General features: G+C 37.4%; 16 protein-coding genes. All 16 read left to right on the forward strand.

The annotated features are described in order from the left end of the window. Window positions 1-17: 17 nt before the first annotated feature. The 16 genes from rsmH to ftsZ all read left to right on the forward strand — a co-directional run bounded on the left by rsmH (window position 18) and on the right by ftsZ (window position 19178). A complete protein-coding gene (gene rsmH / locus RCG20_RS17705) occupies window positions 18-950 on the forward strand; it encodes a 16S rRNA (cytosine(1402)-N(4))-methyltransferase RsmH (RefSeq protein ID WP_308181436.1) in 933 nt (310 codons plus the stop codon). A gap of 22 nt (window positions 951-972) precedes the next feature. Beyond that, on the forward strand, window positions 973-1332 hold the full coding sequence (ftsL, locus tag RCG20_RS17710) for a cell division protein FtsL (RefSeq protein ID WP_308181437.1): 360 nt from the start codon (window positions 973-975) through the stop codon (window positions 1330-1332). A 2-nt stretch (window positions 1333-1334) separates the two neighbouring features. Then, on the forward strand, window positions 1335-3542 hold the full coding sequence (locus tag RCG20_RS17715; RefSeq protein WP_308181438.1) for a penicillin-binding protein: 2208 nt from the start codon (window positions 1335-1337) through the stop codon (window positions 3540-3542). 268 nt (window positions 3543-3810) lie between these two features. Continuing rightward, window positions 3811-5730, forward strand: a complete 1920-nt coding sequence (locus RCG20_RS17720) for a stage V sporulation protein D (RefSeq protein WP_308181439.1) — start codon at window positions 3811-3813, stop codon at window positions 5728-5730. A gap of 274 nt (window positions 5731-6004) precedes the next feature. Continuing rightward, window positions 6005-7474, forward strand: a complete 1470-nt coding sequence (locus tag RCG20_RS17725) for a UDP-N-acetylmuramoyl-L-alanyl-D-glutamate--2,6-diaminopimelate ligase (RefSeq protein WP_308181440.1) — start codon at window positions 6005-6007, stop codon at window positions 7472-7474. Between the two features lie 169 nt (window positions 7475-7643). After that, window positions 7644-8618: a phospho-N-acetylmuramoyl-pentapeptide-transferase gene (mraY, locus tag RCG20_RS17730; protein ID WP_308181442.1), complete on the forward strand. Its 975-nt coding sequence runs from the start codon at window positions 7644-7646 to the stop codon at window positions 8616-8618. Then, a complete protein-coding gene (gene murD, locus RCG20_RS17735) occupies window positions 8619-9971 on the forward strand; it encodes a UDP-N-acetylmuramoyl-L-alanine--D-glutamate ligase (protein ID WP_308181443.1) in 1353 nt (450 codons plus the stop codon). Window positions 9972-10043: 72 nt separating this feature from the next. After that, window positions 10044-11144, forward strand: coding sequence for a stage V sporulation protein E (gene spoVE / locus RCG20_RS17740; protein WP_308181444.1), 1101 nt, complete (start codon window positions 10044-10046; stop codon window positions 11142-11144). 403 nt (window positions 11145-11547) lie between these two features. Further along, complete coding sequence (gene murG / locus RCG20_RS17745) at window positions 11548-12645, forward strand: undecaprenyldiphospho-muramoylpentapeptide beta-N-acetylglucosaminyltransferase (RefSeq protein WP_308181446.1); 1098 nt, start codon at window positions 11548-11550, stop codon at window positions 12643-12645. Between the two features lie 63 nt (window positions 12646-12708). Further along, a complete protein-coding gene (murB, locus tag RCG20_RS17750; RefSeq protein ID WP_308181447.1) occupies window positions 12709-13617 on the forward strand; it encodes a UDP-N-acetylmuramate dehydrogenase in 909 nt (302 codons plus the stop codon). A 187-nt stretch (window positions 13618-13804) separates the two neighbouring features. Beyond that, the gene (locus RCG20_RS17755) at window positions 13805-14590 is read left to right on the forward strand and encodes a cell division protein FtsQ/DivIB (protein WP_308181448.1); all 786 of its coding nucleotides are present in this window, start codon (window positions 13805-13807) and stop codon (window positions 14588-14590) included. Further along, window positions 14565-15275 carry a DUF881 domain-containing protein gene (locus RCG20_RS17760; RefSeq protein ID WP_308181449.1) on the forward strand — a complete coding sequence of 237 codons (711 nt, stop codon included), beginning with the start codon at window positions 14565-14567 and terminating at the stop codon, window positions 15273-15275. Before RCG20_RS17755 ends, RCG20_RS17760 begins: the two co-directional genes overlap by 26 nt. 79 nt (window positions 15276-15354) lie before the next feature. Next, a complete protein-coding gene (locus tag RCG20_RS17765; RefSeq protein WP_374120549.1) occupies window positions 15355-16071 on the forward strand; it encodes a DUF881 domain-containing protein in 717 nt (238 codons plus the stop codon). Then, window positions 16071-16433 carry a small basic family protein gene (locus tag RCG20_RS17770; protein ID WP_308181450.1) on the forward strand — a complete coding sequence of 121 codons (363 nt, stop codon included), beginning with the start codon at window positions 16071-16073 and terminating at the stop codon, window positions 16431-16433. The genes RCG20_RS17765 and RCG20_RS17770 overlap by 1 nt, the downstream gene beginning before the upstream one ends. A 281-nt stretch (window positions 16434-16714) precedes the next feature. Further along, on the forward strand, window positions 16715-17998 hold the full coding sequence (ftsA, locus tag RCG20_RS17775) for a cell division protein FtsA (protein WP_308181451.1): 1284 nt from the start codon (window positions 16715-16717) through the stop codon (window positions 17996-17998). 43 nt (window positions 17999-18041) lie between these two features. Further along, window positions 18042-19178, forward strand: coding sequence for a cell division protein FtsZ (gene ftsZ, locus RCG20_RS17780; protein ID WP_308181452.1), 1137 nt, complete (start codon window positions 18042-18044; stop codon window positions 19176-19178). Window positions 19179-19409 lie beyond the last annotated feature (231 nt).

Raw genomic sequence — 19409 nt, forward strand, 5'->3', positions numbered from 1 at the left:
CGATTGGAGTGAAAAGAATGTTTGAACATACAACTGTATTGTTAGAAGAAGCTGTAGATGGATTAAATATAAAACCAGATGGTATATATGTTGATTGCACATTAGGTGGGGCAGGACATAGTTCTCGTATCCTTTCCAAGCTTGGTGAACATGGGAAATTATTTGCTTTTGACCAAGACTCAACAGCTCTTGCCCATGCAAAAGAGAAATTATCAGGTTATAGTGAACAATTAACCCTAATAAAGAGTAACTTTTTACATTTAAAAGAAGAGCTTGAGGATTTAGGAATACAGAAAGTGGACGGGATTTTATATGATCTCGGTGTTTCTTCTCCACAGCTTGATACTCCCGAAAGGGGATTTAGCTACCATCATGATGCACCACTAGATATGAGAATGGATTCTGATGCAAGCGTCTCAGCATTTGATGTGATTAACCATTGGTCATACGAGGATTTAGTTCGCATCTTTTTCCGATATGGTGAGGAAAAATTTTCTAAACAAATTGTCCGAAAAATTGAAGCAGCAAGAGAGATAAAGCCAATCGAAACAACTGGTGAACTTGTTGAATTGATTAAAGAAGCGATTCCGGCACCTGCCCGAAGGAAGGGCGGACATCCGGCAAAGCGTGTTTTTCAAGCGATACGCATTGCTGTAAATGATGAGTTAGCTGTATTTGAGCAATCATTACAACAAGCAATAGAATTGCTGAATAAAGGTGGAAGAATAAGTGTTATTACCTTTCATTCTTTAGAGGATAGAATTTGTAAAGCTGCTTTTAAAAAGGAAAGTGAAATGCCTGATTTACCACGTGGTCTTCCGATCATACCAGAAGAGTACAAGCCTGTTTTAAAGTTGATTTCGCGTAAACCAATTGTTCCATCAGAGGAAGAATTGGAGCATAACAACCGTGCAAGATCTGCAAAGCTCCGTATTGCAGAAAAACAATAGATTATTTTCAGGAGGGGAAAGAATGGGCAATCTTGCTAGAAATCTTCAGCAACAACAACAAGAAAGGCATAATGAAGTTCAAAAACAACATAGATCTGAAAAGAAAAATGCATTTTGGCTATCGCCTGGAGAAAAAGTGTTGGGATTAGCATTTGCTGGGATGGTTTGTTTTGGAGCTATCCACATTATTTCTAATCAAGCGGATATTTATAAAGTAAATAAACAGATTCAGGAAGTCCAATCTTCGATTAAAGAACAGCAAAAGGTGAATAGTGATCTAAACGTTCAAGTAAGTGAATTAAGTACATACGAGCGTATCTTAACTAAAGCGAAGAAAATGGGTCTTGTCCTAAATGAAAATAATGTTAAGGTTGTGCAATAAAAATGATTAAGAAACAACCATATATGAATGTTGGAGCAGTGATGTTGTTTGTTATTTTCAGCCTGCTCTTTTTTATATTGCTCTATAGGTATTTTTCTATTGAAATAACTGGAGAGGTAGGCGGGCAGCCTTTAGCGGCGAAAGCGCTGCAAAAGCATAGTAGGGAAGGAATTTTGGAAGCAGCAAGAGGTACTATCTTTGATCGAAATGGAGAGATCGTAGCAGAGGATACGGCTTCTTATTCACTCATTGCTATTCTCGATAAAAAGATGACTACAAATCCAAAAAACCCACAGCATGTTGTAAATCCGGAAAGAACGGCAAAAAAACTAGCAGAATACATTCATATGAGTGAGTCAAAAATCTATGAAAAACTCACGAAAAAGGGACAGTTTCAAGTCGAATTTGGTAAAGAAGGAAGAGATATTTCCTTTGAAACGAAAAAGAAAATTGAAGAATTGAAACTTCCTGGAATTACATTTGTCCGTGATTCCAAGCGCTTCTATCCAAATGGAATTTTTGCTTCTCATCTTGTTGGTTATGCAGATCGGGTAGAACAAACAGATGGTTCCTATAAATCGGTAGGAAAAATGGGAATAGAAAAAACGTTAAATTCATATTTAACAGGTTATAATGGGAAAATTAATTATGAAAGTGATCTCTGGGGCTATTTACTCCCTGATGACAAACCCAAAGTAACACCTGCTCAAAATGGAAAGGATGTTTATCTAACGATAGATAAAAAAATCCAAACATTTTTAGAGGATGCTATGGATAAGGTAGATAGAGAGTATAAACCAAAGAAAATAATTGTGATTGTTGCAGATCCAAAAACAGGCAATATTTTAGCAATGGGTCAACGGCCAACATTCCATCCGAAAACAAAGGAAGGGATTGAAAAGAGCTGGCATAATGAAGCGGTTGAAACATCGTTTGAACCCGGGTCAACAATGAAGGTTTTCACACTTTCAGCTGCAGTTCAGGAGAATGTGTTTAATCCAAATGAACTCTATAAATCTGGTACTTATAAAGTAACACCTACAAGTAAAGCAATTCATGACTGGAATTACTCAGGTTGGGGAAGTATTCCATTCTTGGAGGGTGTGCAGAGATCTTCCAATGTTGCGTTTGCAAGGATTGCCAATGAAAAGCTAGGGTTTGATCGATTTCATGATTACTTAACAAAATTCGGTTTTGATCGACCAACTGGAATTCAACTTCCGGATGAAGCAACTGGAAAAATCCTTTTTCATTATCCTATTGAAAAGGCAACAACTGCTTTTGGTCAAGGAACTGCGATAACCCCGATTCAACAAATACAAGCCGCAACAGCTGTCGCAAACAATGGGAAAATGATGAAACCTAATATAATTGAAAAAATTGTTAACCACGATACGGGAGAAATCGAAAAAAAATTTAATCCAGAAGTGGTTTCTTCACCAATCAGTGCTGACACAGCAAAAAAGGTCCGTGATATTCTTGAGACTGTTGTGACTTCTCCGAAAGGTACAGGGAGTAGGTACAAGATTGAAGGGTACAGTGTTGCTGGTAAAACAGGAACAGCACAAATACCGGATCCAACAGGAGGATATTTAACAGGAGCTAAAAACTATATTTTTTCATTCATAGGAATGGCCCCAAAAAATGATCCGAAACTGATTGTCTATGTAGCTGTTCAGCAACCTGAAGTTGATGATTATACAAAAGGCTCCATCCCGGTTTCAGAAGTTTTCGACCCCGTGATGAAAAATAGTTTACAATATTTAAATATCCAACCATCTAAACAAGAAAAAGCAATAGCAAATAAATTACCAAACCTATCAGGTAAATCTGCTCAAACTGTTGTTAAAAGTCTTTCGGAAAAAGGTTTTGAGTCCGTTGTTCTTGGAACAGGAACAGAGGTAAAAGATCAACTTCCAAAGGCAGACACAACAATTCTTGAAGGGGAAAAAGTCCTTATTAAAACAAGTGGGACAATAAAAATACCTGATATGACTGGTTGGTCTCTAAGGGATGTCATGAAAATGGCAAAATTAGCTGATGTAAAGCTTAATACCAGTGGAAGTGGTTATGTCATGAAACAAAATATGAAACCAGGTACTCCATTGAAAAAAGGGGATTTTTTAATCATTCAACTAGCAATCCCCGAACAACAGTTAAAGGGAACAACTCAAAAGGATAAAAATAATGATAAAACAGTTCAGGACTAATGACAGGTTCCGTTCTGAGAAAAGAATTAAAACAAACTACCTATATTTTGAGTGCTAAATGATATTAAAATTAGCACTTCAGATTGTCGAAAAAGGCATCGAGAGCACGTTCTCTCGATGCCTTTTGTTTTTAGACCATAACTTTGCCCGGAGCAGAAATCAACGGGCAAAGTTATGGTCTAAATACCATTTTGTCCTAGGCGTTCTATTCAAATAAGTACAAGCATATAAATGAACGACCTACCAATAAAAGGAGGATCGTTCACTTATGCGTGTTTCAAATGTAACCGTCCGTAAACGGTTAATGATTGCCTTGTTCGTTGGAATCCTAATTTTTCTGATCATTGATGTTCGACTTGGATATGTACAGTTCTTACTGGGCAATGATTTAACAAATCGGGCAAAGGGCTTGTGGAGTCGTAATATTCCTTTTGAGCCCCAAAGAGGAGAAATTGTTGATCGAAATGGGGTAGCGTTAGCCACAAATATTAGTGCCCCGACAGTCTATGTTGTCCCAAGACAAATCAAAGACCCGGCCATAACAGCAGAGAAGCTTGCATCTGTATTGAATATGACTAAAGAAAAGGCATACAGGGATATAACAAAAAAAGAGTCAATGGTAACAATCAAAGAAGGAAGAAAAATTTCTCACGAAAAGGCAAAAGAAATAAGGGCTTTTGGTCTTGACGGAGTATATATTGGCGAAGATTCTAAAAGATATTATCCATTTGGCAACTATCTTTCCCATGTCCTAGGGTTTGCTGGCGTTGACAATCAAGGATTAATGGGTCTTGAACTTTTTTATGATAAAGAGCTTAGTGGGGAAAGAGGGGCAGTAAAGTTTTATGCAGATGCAAAACATCAGCGTATGAAAAATATGGCTGATGATTACCAGCCCCCTAAAAATGGACTTGACCTAAAATTGACAATCGATACAAAAGTTCAAACGATTGTAGAAAGAGAACTTGAGCTCACACAGGCAAAGATGAATCCCGATGGCATTATTGCGATTGCAATGAATCCAAAAAACGGTGAAATACTTGCGATGTCAAGTAGACCAAACTTTGATCCGGCAAATTTTCGAAATGTACCACAAGAAGTTTATAACCGCAACCTTCCTGTCTGGTCAACATACGAACCAGGTTCAACTTTTAAAATTATTACACTTGCTGCTGCATTGCAAGAAAATAAGGTTAATTTAGAAAAAGATACATTCCATGATCCTGGTTATGTGAAAGTAGCTGGTGCCAGATTAAAATGCTGGAAAAGAGGCGGGCATGGTAGTGAAACTTTTTTACAGGTCGTCCAAAATTCATGTAACCCGGGTTTTGTTGAATTAGGCCAAAGGCTTGGAAAAGATACCTTATTTAAATATATAAAGGATTTTGGTTTCGGACAGAAGACTGGAATTGATTTACAAGGAGAAGGAACAGGGATCTTATTTAAGTTAAGTAGGGTTGGTCCGGTAGAATTGGCAACAACTGCATTTGGACAAGGTGTCTCGGTTACGCCAATTCAACAAGTCGCAGCAGTTTCGGCCGCTATAAATGGTGGGATTCTTTATAAGCCCTATATTGCAAAAGAACTAATTGATCCCATTACAAAGGAAGTTGTAATGAGAAATACTCCTGAAGAAAAGAGACGTGTTATTTCTGAGGAAACATCGAAACTGGTAAGGGAAGCATTAGAGAGCGTTGTTGCTCAAGGAACTGGCGGAAAGGCCTTTGTTGATTCTTATCGAATTGGTGGAAAAACAGGTACAGCCCAGAAGGCTCAAAACGGGAGATATTTGGAGAACAATCATATTCTTTCCTTTATTGGCTTTGCTCCTGCAGATGATCCGCAGCTTGTTGTATATGTTGCTGTTGATAATCCAAAGGGTGTCGTTCAATTTGGGGGTCAAATAACAGCTCCTATCGTTGGCAATATTATGGGGGATTCGTTGCGTGCTCTAGGTGTGCAACCAAGGAAAAATCAAATTGAAAAGAAAAAGAACTTTTATGATATTCCTCTCGTTAAGGTCCCTAATTTGATTGGATTGACCAAAGATGAACTACTCGATCAAATGGTTAACCTTAAAATTGATGCAAGTGGAAAAGGGGATGTCATCGTCAGGCAATCACCAGAAGCCGGGCAAAAGGTAAAAGAAGGCTCGAAAATTAGACTTTACTTTGATACCAAAGATTAGGGTAACGTTAAAAATGATTAGCGCAATTGGCTTGCCGAGGGCTAAGCGGGTCGCTAAAGATTCTCTTCATTAGGGCGATCAGAATTTATTCTGTCGCTCTATTTTTCTTTCTGAACTTAACAAAAAAATCTAACAATGAAAAACAACTGCCCACTTATGGAAGTTTCGTTTTATTTCATGTAAAATAAGGTGGAACTTGCATCAATTGGGGTGTTATTGTGGTCCTTGATCCGGTAAAAGACCCATGTTAAGTAATGAGAGGATTTGAAAAAAGGTGAGATTACAAGAGCTACTTAACCATTTGCATCCGTTAATCCCATTTTCGGGTGAAAATCCGGAGATAACTTCGGTTGAAAATGATAATCGAAAAGTACAATCAGGGAGCTTGTTTATTTGTATTAAGGGATATACAGTGGATGGACATGATTTTGCTGATGCAGCTGTGGAAAAAGGGGCAGTTGCCATTCTAGCAGAGCATCCATTGCCATTAAATGTTCCTGTTTTCGTTGTAAAAGATACAAAAAGAGCAATGGCGGTTATTGCTGCTGGCTTTTATGAAAATCCAACGAAAAACCTCCATTTAATTGGAATAACAGGCACAAATGGAAAAACGACAACAAGTCATTTAATTGAAAAGATTCTTGTCGATGCTGGGAAGAAAATGGGCTTAATTGGAACCATGTACACAAAAATTGGAGACGAAATACTTGAAACAAAAAATACAACACCTGAAAGTATGACCCTTCAAAAGATATTCAAGGAAATGGTTGACGTAAAAGTGGATTCAGCAGTTATGGAAGTTTCTTCACATGCGTTGGATCTGGGAAGAGTCCATGGTTGCGATTTTAATGTAGCTGTCTTAACTAACGTAACCCAAGATCATCTGGATTATCATATTACAATGGAAGAATATAAGCGCTCTAAAGGACTATTATTTTCCCAACTAGGAAATTCGTTTGATCTGCAACATCCAAAGTTTGCAGTGTTGAACGTAGATGATCCTGCTTCAGTGGTATTTGAAAAATCAACTGCTGCTCATGTTGTTTCATATGGAATTGACAATAAGGCTGATTTTCAAGCTAAAAATATTCAAATGTCACCAAATGGTACAACGTTTGATTTACTATTGGCTGAAAGTCAATATTCTGTACAAATGCAGCTAATTGGCAAATTTAGTGTGTATAATGTATTAGCTAGTATGGCTACAGCTTACGTTTCAGGAATACCTATCAAAAACATTATTCGTTCTATTGAAAGCGTCAAAGGTGTTGCTGGTAGATTTGAATTAATAGACGCTGGACAGGATTTTAGTGTTATCGTAGATTATGCTCATACACCAGATAGTCTTGAAAATGTCTTGAAAACCATTCAACAATTTGCAAAGAAAAAGATATTTGTTTTAATTGGCTGTGGAGGAGATAGAGATCGTACTAAACGTCCATTAATGGCCCAAATAGCTTGTCAATATGCGACAGATCCAATTTTTACTTCTGATAATCCAAGAAGCGAGGATCCACTGGAGATTTTGAAAGAAATGGAAGCTGGCGTACAGGATAAAAAGTATTTGGTTATTCCTGACAGGAAAGAAGCGATTTTGACTGCAATACATAGTGCGTCAGCAGGAGACGTTATTTTAATTGCTGGAAAAGGCCATGAGACATACCAGATAATCGGTAGCCATGTTTATGATTTTGACGATCGGTTGGTTGCAAGAATTGCAATTGAAGAGAAACAATTCACCTGAAAAATATGAATTTACAAAATTGGAGAATCAAATAGGAAAATGAATATCACAAAATTTCTTTTTTTAAATAAAAAACTTCTTAACAAAAATGAAAAAACATATGATATAGCTGTGATGATTAAAGAGAGATTAGCAACTAATCAATTCAGCAATGAAAGGAGGGGATAAAATGCTGGAGCAAGCTCTTTTTTTCACAATCTTAATGGGCTTTCTTATTACAGTTTTGTTTTCTCCCATATTTATTCCTTTCTTAAAAAGATTGAAATTTGGACAAAGCATTCGGGAAGAAGGTCCTAAATCTCATCAAAAGAAGTCTGGAACACCCACAATGGGCGGAATTATGATTTTATTTTCTATCATTATTACATCTCTTGTAATGACAGGGAAGTTTGCTGAACCAACAGTAAAGACGTATTTACTTCTTCTAGTTACATTTGGCTTTGGAGTATTAGGATTTCTTGATGATTTTATTAAAGTGGTAATGAAAAGGAATTTAGGACTAACCTCGAAGCAGAAACTTTTGGGGCAAATTATTATATCGATTGTTTTTTATTTAATTTATAAACAAAGCGGTTTTTCGACAGAAGTTACCTTACCCTTTGGAGGCTATTCAATAGATTTAGGCTGGTTTTACCTGTTCTTTGTTATTTTCTGGCTTGTAGGATTTTCAAATGCAGTAAATCTTACGGACGGTCTAGATGGATTAGTATCTGGCACTGCTGCAATTGCATTTGGTGCTTATGCAGTGTTAGCATGGAATCAATCGCAATTTGAAGTGGCTATTTTCTCAGTGGCAGTTGTTGGAGCCGTTTTAGGTTTTCTCGTATTTAATGCCCATCCTGCTAAAGTGTTTATGGGTGACACTGGTTCGCTTGCACTTGGAGGTGCCATTGCAACAATTGCCATTTTAACAAAGTTAGAAATTTTATTGATTATTATTGGCGGAGTATTTGTAATCGAGACACTTTCTGTCATTTTGCAAGTTATCTCCTTTAAGACGACGGGAAAAAGGATTTTCAGGATGAGTCCACTGCATCATCATTATGAACTTAGTGGCTGGTCTGAATGGAGAGTTGTCGTTACTTTTTGGAGTGTTGGTTTATTGTTTGCGATACTAGGAATTTATATCGAGGTGTGGATGTAATTGAAACAGATTGAAACCTATCATCATAAAAAAATACTTGTACTAGGATTAGCCAAAAGCGGGGTAACTGCTGCGGCTCTTCTCCATAAACTAGGTGCATTTGTTACAGTAAATGATAAAAAGCCTTTATCAGAAAATCCAGAAGCGCAAGGGTTGCTTGAAGAAGGTATAAAAGTAATATGTGGTGAACATCCCGTTGAGCTTCTTGAAGAAGGCTTTGAACTGATTGTAAAAAATCCTGGGATTCCATACAGTAACCCAATGATCGTTGGGGCGTTTGAAAAGGGAATTCCGGTAATAACAGAGGTAGAACTTGCCTATGAAATTTCAGAATCTCCATTCATTGCTATTACTGGTACAAATGGAAAAACCACCACAACTACATTGATTCATGAAATGTTGAATAGTGGAGAAAAACACCCGCTTATTGCCGGTAATATTGGTAAAGTTGCTTCAGGTGTAGCAGAACATGCAACCAATGAGAATACCATTGTTATTGAGTTATCTTCTTTCCAACTAATGGGGATTAATACGTTTAACCCGAAAATTGCTATTATCACAAATCTATATGATGCCCATTTGGATTACCATGGAACAAAAAAGGAATACATAGATGCAAAAGCAAATATTACGAAAAACCAAACTTCTGCGGAATTTTTAATTGTGAATTCAGAGCAACAGGAAGTAATGGAAATTGCTCGTAATTCGAATGCAACGATTGTGCCTTTTTCCACAAAGCAGGTGTTGAATGAAGGGGCATATGTTTTGGATGGCTGGATTTGCTTTAATGGAGAAAAGGTCATGCAAATCAGTGAGATTGTACTCCCAGGAACACATAACCTAGAAAATATTTTATCTGCTATGGCTGCTGCAAAGCTTTCAGGTGTGGAAAACTATGCTATTCAGGAAGTGTTACGATCGTTTACAGGTGTAAAACATCGTTTGCAATTCGTAACCGAAAAGGATGGACGAAAATTTTATAACGACTCAAAAGCGACTAATATTTTAGCAACTGTAAATGCCTTAGCCGCTTTTCAACAACCAGTTATTCTGCTGGCAGGTGGGCTTGATCGGGGCAACGAGTTTGATGAACTTATTCCCTATTTGAAAAATGTTAAGGCATTAATTACATTTGGCCAAACAGCTCCAAAAATTGAGCGAGTTGGCAGGGATGTTGGAATAAAAATGATCGAGCGTGTCGATAATGTTGAAAAGGCTGTGCCTGTTGCTTTTCAACATTCGGAGCCAGGTGATGTGATTTTGTTATCTCCTGCATGTGCAAGCTGGGATCAATTTAAAACTTTTGAAGTCAGGGGAGACATTTTTATTGAAGCGGTGCATAAGCTTAAGTAAGGGCTTGTCTCAATAGGTTTTCCTGCATGAGATAGTTTTAGGCCCTAAAACTAGCGTCCCGAGGTGTTAGTGGTGCCGACAAAGAAAACTACTCCTGATATTATTTTATTAATTATTACTTTAACACTGCTGGCAATTGGGCTCATCATGGTGTACAGTGCTAGCGCAGTCTGGGCGGAATATAAATTCCAAGATGCCTTTTTCTTCGCTAAAAGGCAATTGTTATTTGCTGGAGTTGGAATTGCTGCGATGTTCTTTATCATGAATATCAGTTATTGGACATGGCGAACTTGGTCAAAAACAATCTTAATTTTTTGTTTCGTACTTTTGGTTCTCGTTCTCATTCCAGGTATTGGGAATGTTCGGAATGGCTCCAGAAGCTGGATTGGTGTGGGGGCTTTCTCCATTCAGCCTTCAGAATTCATGAAACTTGCAATGATTGCTTTTCTTGCAAAATATCTGTCGGAGAGACAAAAATTTATCACTTCTTTCCGAAAAGGCCTTGTCCCATCATTAGGACTTGTGTTTGCAGCGTTTGCAATGATTATGCTCCAACCAGACCTTGGTACCGGAACTGTTATGATTGGAACCAGTATTGTGATGATCTTTATTGCTGGCGCTAAAATCAGCCATTTTGCTGGTCTTGGATTAATTGGCGTAGCCGGATTCGTAGGATTAATTGCTTCAGCTCCATACCGAATTAAAAGGATTACATCCTTTTTAGATCCGTGGCAAGACCCACTTGGTAGTGGATTCCAAATTATACAATCACTTTATGCAATTGGACCGGGTGGGTTGTTTGGTCTTGGTCTAGGTGAGAGTAGGCAAAAGTTCTTTTACCTTCCTGAACCTCAAACAGATTTTATCTTTGCGATTCTCTCTGAAGAATTGGGGTTTATTGGGGGATCTTTCATTATCCTTTTATTTGCCTTATTATTGTGGAGAGGAATTAGGATCGCAATCGGTGCTCCTGATTTATATGGTAGCTTTCTTGCAATCGGTATTATTGCCATGATCGCTATTCAGGTTATGATAAATATCGGTGTTGTAACTGGACTAATGCCAGTAACGGGTATTACCTTACCATTTCTAAGCTATGGTGGTTCCTCATTAACGCTCATGCTGGTTGCAATTGGAGTTCTATTAAATATTAGTCGATATTCAAGATATTAAGAAAAGCGCAAAGAACCCGTACAATTTACCTAATCCCCTGTCTTGGCAGGGTTCTTTTTTGGCTAAGCAGAATTTATATCCATAAAATCTGCTAGCGTATAAGGGCAGCTACGCCTAATCATCGCCCAAAGGGGCTCGCCAATTGGCGAGTTTTCTTTATTTAGCAGGAAAATTAGTAGCATTTTGTAAAAATACAGATATAGTATTACAATTCCATAACATTCCCTTTTCAAAGCCGATCAAGCACATGGTTTATAGTAGAATGGGGAACAGAAACAATCTTTTGCACAATTAATAAATAGGATTAGTTAAATGATATTGGTGATAAAAACAATTTTTGGATAAAATGTGCAAAAATCAGCAGAGATATATAAGAGAGCTAAAAAAAATAGGGGTGTTTAAAATGAAAATAGTCATAAGTGGCGGGGGAACTGGTGGTCATATTTATCCTGCACTTGCTCTGATAAGAGAAATACAGAAGGAAACGAAGGAAGCAGAATTTTTATACATAGGTACTGAAAAAGGCCTCGAAAGCACTATAGTCACCAGGGAGAACATTCCCTTTAAATCAATACATATTACAGGATTTAAAAGAAAGCTTTCCTTTGATAATTTAAAAACAGTTTTTAGATTTCTAAAGGGTGTTAGCACTAGTAGAAAAATTTTAAAAGAATTTAAACCAGATATTGTGATTGGAACGGGTGGATATGTGTGTGGACCCGTAGTTTATGCCGCTGCAAAATTGAAAATTCCTACTATTATCCATGAACAAAATAGTATTCCAGGGTTAACAAATAAGTTTTTGAGTCGGTATGTGAGCAAAATTGCTGTTTGCTTTGAAGAGGCAAAAGACTATTTTCCTAAAAATAAGGTTGTCTTAACAGGGAATCCGAGGGCACAAGAAGTGATCGGTAAGGACGGAATACGGGGAAGGATTTCAGTAGGACTTAGTACAACGACCCCTGCTGTTCTTATTTTTGGAGGAAGTCGTGGAGCAAGACCAATAAATGAGGCCGTCGTAAAATCGTTATCGGAATTAGGGAAAAAACCCTATCAGGTTTTGTATATTACGGGAGATGCCCACTTTGAAGAGGTAAAAAAAGAAGTTGAGTTAGTCGGAAATCCACAAAATGTAGTAATTCAACCGTTTATTCATAATATGCCTGAAGTTCTAGCAGGGATTGACTTGGTGATATCAAGATCAGGTGCAACAACCTTAGCTGAATTGACTTCCCTTGGAGTGCCAAGCATCTTGATTCCAAGTCCGTACGTAACAAATAATCATCAAGAAAAAAATGCTCGTTCCCTTGAGATTCAGGGTGCTGCTGAGATACTTTTAGAGAAAGATTTGAATAATAAGAGTCTAATCAAGAATATTGATCGAGTTCTCCTTGATAAAGAGAAATTAACTGGGATGAAAAAGAAAGCAAAAAAAATGGGGATTCCAGACTCAGCATGTCGGCTTTATAAATTAATGAAAGAACTTGTAAAGCAAAAGTAGTCCAATGACGTTTTTGGCATAGACTGAAACTAACCCCTGTTCTTTAAAAAAAGGAGGTAGACAATGAACGGTATTGTAAATGAATTACAAGCATTAAATATTGGTAAGGTAAAGGAAAATGAATCACTTGCACAGTACACGACGATGAAAATTGGAGGCCCCGCTGATCTTTTTATAGAACCAACATCAGTGGAAAACTTACAGAAAGCGATTAATGTATTGCGGAAATACAAACTAAATTGGCAAGCAATCGGCAGAGGCTCTAACCTGTTAATTTCAGATAAAGGGATCGAGGGGGCTGTGGTTAGATTAGGAACTGGGCTGGATCAGCTTCAGATTGAAGAAACAGAAATCACTGTTGGGGGAGGACATTCTCTAATAAGTTTGGCAACAATTATAAGTAAAAAGGGGATTTCTGGACTGGAATTTGCTAGTGGAATTCCGGGATCTGTCGGTGGTGCTGTCTATATGAATGCAGGCGCGCATGGGTCGGATATCAGTAAAGTGTTAAAGACGGCTCATATACTATTTGAAGATGGAACATTCGAGTGGCTTTCCAATGAAGAAATGGAATTTTCCTATCGTACATCTATCCTTCAGAAAAAACGTCGGGGAGTTTTAGTCGAGTCAACTTTCCAACTATCTTATGGTAATCGTTCGGAAATAGTAGCTGAAATGCAAAAAAATAAAGATTATCGAAAAGAGACACAACCGTGGAATTTCCCTTGTGCCGGAAGTATATTTCGGAATCCACTTCCAAACTATGCTGGTAAATTAATAGAGGCTGCCGGGTTAAAGGGTTTCAGTATTGGAGGGGCAAAAATTTCCGAAATGCATGGGAATTTTATTGTCAACGTTGGCAATGCAAAAGCAGAGGATGTGCACAACTTAATTCAGCATGTAAAAGAGACAATTTATCGTTTGTATGAAATTAAAATGGAAACAGAAGTGGAAATAATCGGTCGAAAGTAACAGGAAATATCGCTTACGATTTCCCAAAATTGTGGTATAATTAACAATGTGAAAAACTGTTTGATGAAATGACGGCATGATCTTTCGTGCCGTTGTTTTCACTTTAATGGACAGGCTTTCCTTAAGGATAATTTTTTTCTAAAAATAAGAACGTACAAAGCTAGCACTCTTCTTATGGAGGGAAGGTATGGAAAAAGGAAAAATCGTTGCTCTTGAAGACCGTATTCCACAACTTAAACAACAAAGACGAAGAAAAGCTAACAGAAGACTGATTTTCCTACTTTTCTTATTTTTTTCCCTTATTGCTGTTGTTACGTATGTGCAATCACCACTTAGCCATGTAAAGAAAATAATCGTTAAAGGAAATCAAGACTATTCGACCGACGAAATTATAAAGAAAACAGGCGTGACAACAAAGAATAATATTTGGCAGATAAAAGGCCAAGTCATTGCGGGTAAGTTAGAGCAACTCCAAGAGATAAATAAAGCATCAGTAAAGGTTCGTTGGCCTAATTCACTTATTATTCAAGTGAAAGAGCATAAAAGAATTGCTTATCTAAAAAAAGATGCAGTCTTTTATCCAGTTTTGGAAAATGGAACTATTTTAAGTAAGGGGCAGAGTCGATTTCCAATAAATGCACCTATTCTAATCGACTTTGAGCAAGGAGTTGTTCTTGAAGAAATGGTAACTGAGCTAAAAAAGTTACCTGAAGAAATCCTTAATTCTATCTCTGAAATACACTATACTCCTTATAAAACTGATAATTATCACATTTCTTCATATATGAACGATGGCTTTGAAGTCAGTGCAACGATCAGAAGTTTTTCTGAAAAAATGGCCCATTATCCTTCAATCATAAGCCAATTAGACGTTACTAAAAAAGGGGTCATTGATTTAGAAGTAGGGTCTTTTTTCAAGGCATATGGTTCAAATGGGGAGGTTCAAAATGAGAAAGATAAGGATAAAAAATAAACAAGTTGTTTTATCCTTCGTCTGCCTTGTCCTTGGGTATTTGCTGGCGTTTTCCTACCATTTAACTCAAAAAGAAAATGAAACGAAAAATGTAAAATTAACTGCTCCTCAATACGGGAAAACAATTGATTTAAGGAATCAATTAATTTCACAGGAAGAAACTAATCGCAAACTACAGAAAGAATTAAAACAAAAACAAGATAAGGTTTTAGCAAATGAGAAGGATCTATCGAAAGAGGCGCAAGTTTTCTTTAACTTGGCTGAAGAAGCTGAAAAATACCGGATGTTTCTAGGCAAGATAAAGGTTAAAGGAAAAGGCGTGATGGTGACTCTTGACGATGGAGCGTATGACCCAAAGGATGGGAATGTAAACAATTATCTGGTTCATGAGTTTCATGTGTTTAAAGTGGTCAATGAACTTTATGTTGCAGGTGCCTCTGCGGTTGCAATTAATGGCCAACGGCTATCAAGCCATTCTTACATAGTGTGTAATGGACCTGTGATTACAGTGGATGGAAAGCAGCATCCTGCACCATTTGTGATTACCGCAATTGGTGATCCAGATGTTTTGTCATCAGCGTTAAACCTAACTGGGGGAATTAGAGACCAGCTAGTGAATGATAATATTGTTTTTAGTCTTGAGAAAGAAAATGAAATTGTTTTAGCCCCCATTTTGGGAAGCTAGGGTTTAGTTTTTGTTTTTGTGTCCACATTAACAAAAGGATAGAAGGTCGGTGAATAAAGTGGACAAAAAAAATAAAAAAATGAGCCTTGTTGTTATAGCTATAGTTATTGGGTTTATGATCGCTATTCAATTTCAAACAATAAAGAAACCATTAGTAAGAGATACAAGGGATATTTGGCAACTCCGTGAAGACTTACTAAAGGAAAAAGAATTGCAGTCCAATTTATTAGAAGAGATTCGTTCAAATGAAGAAAAACTATCGGCCTATGATTCTAAGAAAAAGCAGAGCAAAGAAGAAGCATTGCAAAATACCTTGCAGGAATTAAAAGTCGAATCTGGTATGACTGATGTAATCGGCCCAGGAATTAGTTTAAAGATAGAACCAGTTTACGAGGATATTAAATTAGGGGAACCTGTGACCCAAGTGATTTCTCCAGATCTTTTGAAACGATTATTAAATGAATTAAATATGTACGAAGCAAAATACGTTTCTATTGATGGTCAAAGAATTATCAATACAACAGTGATTCGGGACATAAATACGGAAACGAAAATTGATGGTCACTCTATTAAAAGCCTCCCAATTGAGGTGAAAGTGGTCACTGATAATATGAAAATAGCACAGGAGCTATACAATCGTATGCAGGTTTCTAAATCTGCTGAAGAATTTTTTATCGACAATTTGCGACTAACGGTTTCTATACCAAATGCAAAAATTGTGGTTCCCGCATATGAAAATTCAATTCACATCCAAAATATGGAGATGGTGAAGGCTAATAAAGGAGGCAGTTCTTGATGTGGCTTCCAATAATGGGATTGGTTATTGGAATTATCCTTGGGTTTCGGACAGATATTAGAGTTCCAGAAGAGTATTCCAATTATTTATCAATTGCTGTACTTGCTGCCTTTGATACTTTGTTTGGTGGCATTAGAGCCCATCTTCAAAATATTTACGATGAAAGGGTATTTGTCTCAGGCTTTTTTTTTAATATAATGCTTGCTGCAGGTTTAGCTTTTCTAGGTGTCCATCTTGGTGTAGACTTATATTTAGCCGCAGTTTTTGCATTTGGAGTAAGATTATTTCAGAACATTGCGGTAATAAGAAGAATATTATTGTCGAAATGGTCAACAAACAAACAAAAAATTGAAAAAAAGTGAAATTATTTAAAGGGAATTATTAAGTTGTGACGAATATTTTTATAAGATATACCTAGTAGGAAAGAAAAATCAACTACTGGTAAATCGTTATAGCAAATTCAGGGGCGTAGATCATCACCGAAAAATATTGCTTTACGACTCAAAATGGGAGGATTTCAAATCTTCACTTAACGGGTTCGTAAGCCACGTCCTCGAAATTAATTTTCGGATAAAAATAATTTGATTCGCCGAACATGTAAAAATAGTATTTTTTAAAGGAATGCAAAAGGAGGTGCCAAAGAATGAACAGCAATGAAATTTATGTAAGTCTTGACATCGGTACATCCAGCGTAAAGGTAATCATTGGGGAAATGGTCAATGACACGTTAAATATAATTGGCGTTGGTAATGAGAATTCTGAAGGGTTACGGAAAGGCTCGATCATCGATATAGATGAAACCGTTCATTCTATCAAGAAGGCGATAGAACAAGCAGAAAGAATGATTGGAATGGAGATACGCCAAGTTGTTGTAGGCATAACAGCAAATCATGTAATGCTAACACACTGCCACGGTGTTGTTGCCGTTTCAAGTCAAAACCGTGAAATAACAAACGACGATGTAGTTAGGGTAATTGAAGCCGCTCAGGTCATTTCTATCCCCCCAGAAAGAGAAATTATTGGGGTTGATGCGAAGCAATATATCGTAGATGGCCTTGATGAAATAAATGATCCACGAGGTATGATTGGTGTTCGTCTTGAAATGGAAGGAATGATTATAACTACTTCCAAAACAATCTTACATAATACCCTCCGTTGTGTTGAAAAAGCTGGATTGGAAATTTTAGATATCACCTTGCAACCTCTCGCAGCAGGATCCTTTGCCTTATCTAAGGATGAGAAAAACCTTGGTGTTGCCCTTATTGATCTTGGTGGGGGATCAACAACCATAGCATATTTTGATCAAGGCCACTTAAAGGCAACAGGCTTTCTTCCGATCGGGGGAGACCATATTACGAAGGATCTTTCAATTGGTCTGCGCACATCCACTGAGGATGCAGAGATGATAAAAGTGAAGTATGGTCATTCCTTTTACGATGATGCATCAGAAGAAGAAGTTTTTAGTGTTCCAATTATTGGAAGTGATCAACATCAACAATTTAACCAGCTTGAAATTTCTGATATTATAGAAGCTAGAATGGAAGAAATTTTTGAATTAGTTGTTCAAGAAATGAAAAGGCTTGGCATTCGTGATTTGCCAGGTGGGTTTGTTTTAACAGGTGGAATTGCTAATATGCAGGGTGTACTCGAACTTGCAGAGGAGATTTTTCAAAACAGAGTCCGTATTGCTGCTCCTGATTATATTGGAGTTAGGGAACCACAATATACAACCGCTGTTGGTTTGATCCAATATGCATATAAGTTTGCTAGATTACCAGGCGGAGTTACTGTTGAATCTTCATCGGTTTCCGAACCAAGTGAAAAACGCAGTTCTAAGCAACAATTGCCTAAAGCAAAACCAGATAAACATCAGGAAGAAAAAATGTCATCGAGAGTAAAAAAATTCCTTGGTTACTTTTTCGAATAAGCAAAACCGAAAAAGGAAGATCGACGAATTAGGAGGATTTGTCATGTTAGAGTTTGATACGAATTTAGATTCTCTTGCAACAATAAAAGTCATCGGAGTTGGTGGTGGCGGAAATAATGCAGTAAACCGAATGATCGAACATGGCGTTAAAGGTGTAGAGTTTATTGCTGTAAATACAGATGCACAAGCTTTAAACCTTTCCAAAGCCGAAATCAAAATGCAAATTGGTGGAAAATTAACAAGAGGTCTTGGCGCAGGTGCTAATCCTGAAGTTGGAAAAAAAGCGGCAGAAGAAAGCAAAGAACAACTTGAAGAAGCATTAAGCGGAGCCGATATGGTTTTCGTAACTGCAGGTATGGGTGGCGGAACGGGTACTGGGGCTGCTCCTGTTATTGCACAAATTGCTCGTGATCTTGGTGCATTAACAGTTGGTGTTGTCACAAGACCATTTACCTTTGAAGGAAAGAAACGCTCCAATCAAGCCTCTGGTGGAATCGGTGCAATGAAAGAAGCAGTTGATACGTTGATTGTCATTCCAAATGACCGCCTTCTTGAAATCGTCGATAAAAGTACACCAATGCTTGAAGCTTTCCGCGAAGCGGACAATGTTCTTCGCCAAGGGGTACAAGGTATTTCAGATTTAATTGCTGTACCAGGATTGATAAACCTAGATTTTGCTGACGTGAAAACGATCATGTCCAGTAAAGGATCTGCGTTAATGGGTATCGGTGTTGCTGCAGGTGAAAATCGCGCAGCAGAAGCAGCAAAAAAATCTATCAGTTCACCATTACTGGAAACCTCAATAGATGGTGCCCAAGGTGTTTTGATGAATATAACTGGTGGTACGAATTTAAGCCTATATGAGGTACAAGAAGCAGCAGATATTGTTGCTACTGCATCTGATCAGGAAGTTAATATGATCTTTGGTTCTGTAATCAATGAAAATTTAAAAGATGAAATCATTGTGACTGTAATTGCCACAGGTTTTAAAGAAGAAAATACACAACCAAAAGTAACGCGTCCTTCTTTTGGACAAGCAAAAGTAACGCCAGGAGTTGTGAAGCGCGAAACAAAACGTGAAGAGGTTCCACAACAGGAACAACCTCGAAACACGTCTGCTTCACAAGAAGAAGCTTTGGATATTCCAACTTTCTTACGTAATAGAAATCGTCGTAGATAAGTCAAATTATCTAGTAAGTACATGATGAATTAAGAAGGCATAGCTCCAATAGGAGCTATGCCTTTTGTCAACTAAGCAGAATTTATATCCATATATTCTGCTAGTGCTTAAGTACACCAGCGCCTAATCATTTGCCCTTTGGGGCTCGGATCGGCTATTGGGATATAGATAATTAAATCAGATAGGGTTCGTTATAAAATTAATTTAAGAAGGCCTCTTCTGATAGTTAGT

Origin of the sequence: Neobacillus sp. PS3-40, from assembly GCF_030915485.1 — a bacterium.
Lineage (GTDB): Bacteria > Bacillota > Bacilli > Bacillales > Cytobacillaceae > JAUZPL01.

Bases quoted from the DNA above. Each gene is read 5' to 3' on its own strand.
- rsmH (WP_308181436.1), top strand. From the start codon at position 18: ATGTTTGAACATACAACTGTATTGTTAGAAGAAGCTGTAGATGGATTA.
- ftsL (WP_308181437.1), top strand. From the start codon at position 973: ATGGGCAATCTTGCTAGAAATCTTCAGCAACAACAACAAGAAAGGCAT.
- RCG20_RS17715 (WP_308181438.1), top strand. From the start codon at position 1,335: ATGATTAAGAAACAACCATATATGAATGTTGGAGCAGTGATGTTGTTT.
- RCG20_RS17720 (WP_308181439.1), top strand. From the start codon at position 3,811: ATGCGTGTTTCAAATGTAACCGTCCGTAAACGGTTAATGATTGCCTTG.
- mraY (WP_308181442.1), top strand. From the start codon at position 7,644: ATGCTGGAGCAAGCTCTTTTTTTCACAATCTTAATGGGCTTTCTTATT.
- murG (WP_308181446.1), top strand. From the start codon at position 11,548: ATGAAAATAGTCATAAGTGGCGGGGGAACTGGTGGTCATATTTATCCT.
- murB (WP_308181447.1), top strand. From the start codon at position 12,709: ATGAACGGTATTGTAAATGAATTACAAGCATTAAATATTGGTAAGGTA.
- RCG20_RS17755 (WP_308181448.1), top strand. From the start codon at position 13,805: ATGGAAAAAGGAAAAATCGTTGCTCTTGAAGACCGTATTCCACAACTT.
- RCG20_RS17760 (WP_308181449.1), top strand. From the start codon at position 14,565: ATGAGAAAGATAAGGATAAAAAATAAACAAGTTGTTTTATCCTTCGTC.
- RCG20_RS17765 (WP_374120549.1), top strand. From the start codon at position 15,355: ATGAGCCTTGTTGTTATAGCTATAGTTATTGGGTTTATGATCGCTATT.
- RCG20_RS17770 (WP_308181450.1), top strand. From the start codon at position 16,071: ATGTGGCTTCCAATAATGGGATTGGTTATTGGAATTATCCTTGGGTTT.
- ftsA (WP_308181451.1), top strand. From the start codon at position 16,715: ATGAACAGCAATGAAATTTATGTAAGTCTTGACATCGGTACATCCAGC.
- ftsZ (WP_308181452.1), top strand. From the start codon at position 18,042: ATGTTAGAGTTTGATACGAATTTAGATTCTCTTGCAACAATAAAAGTC.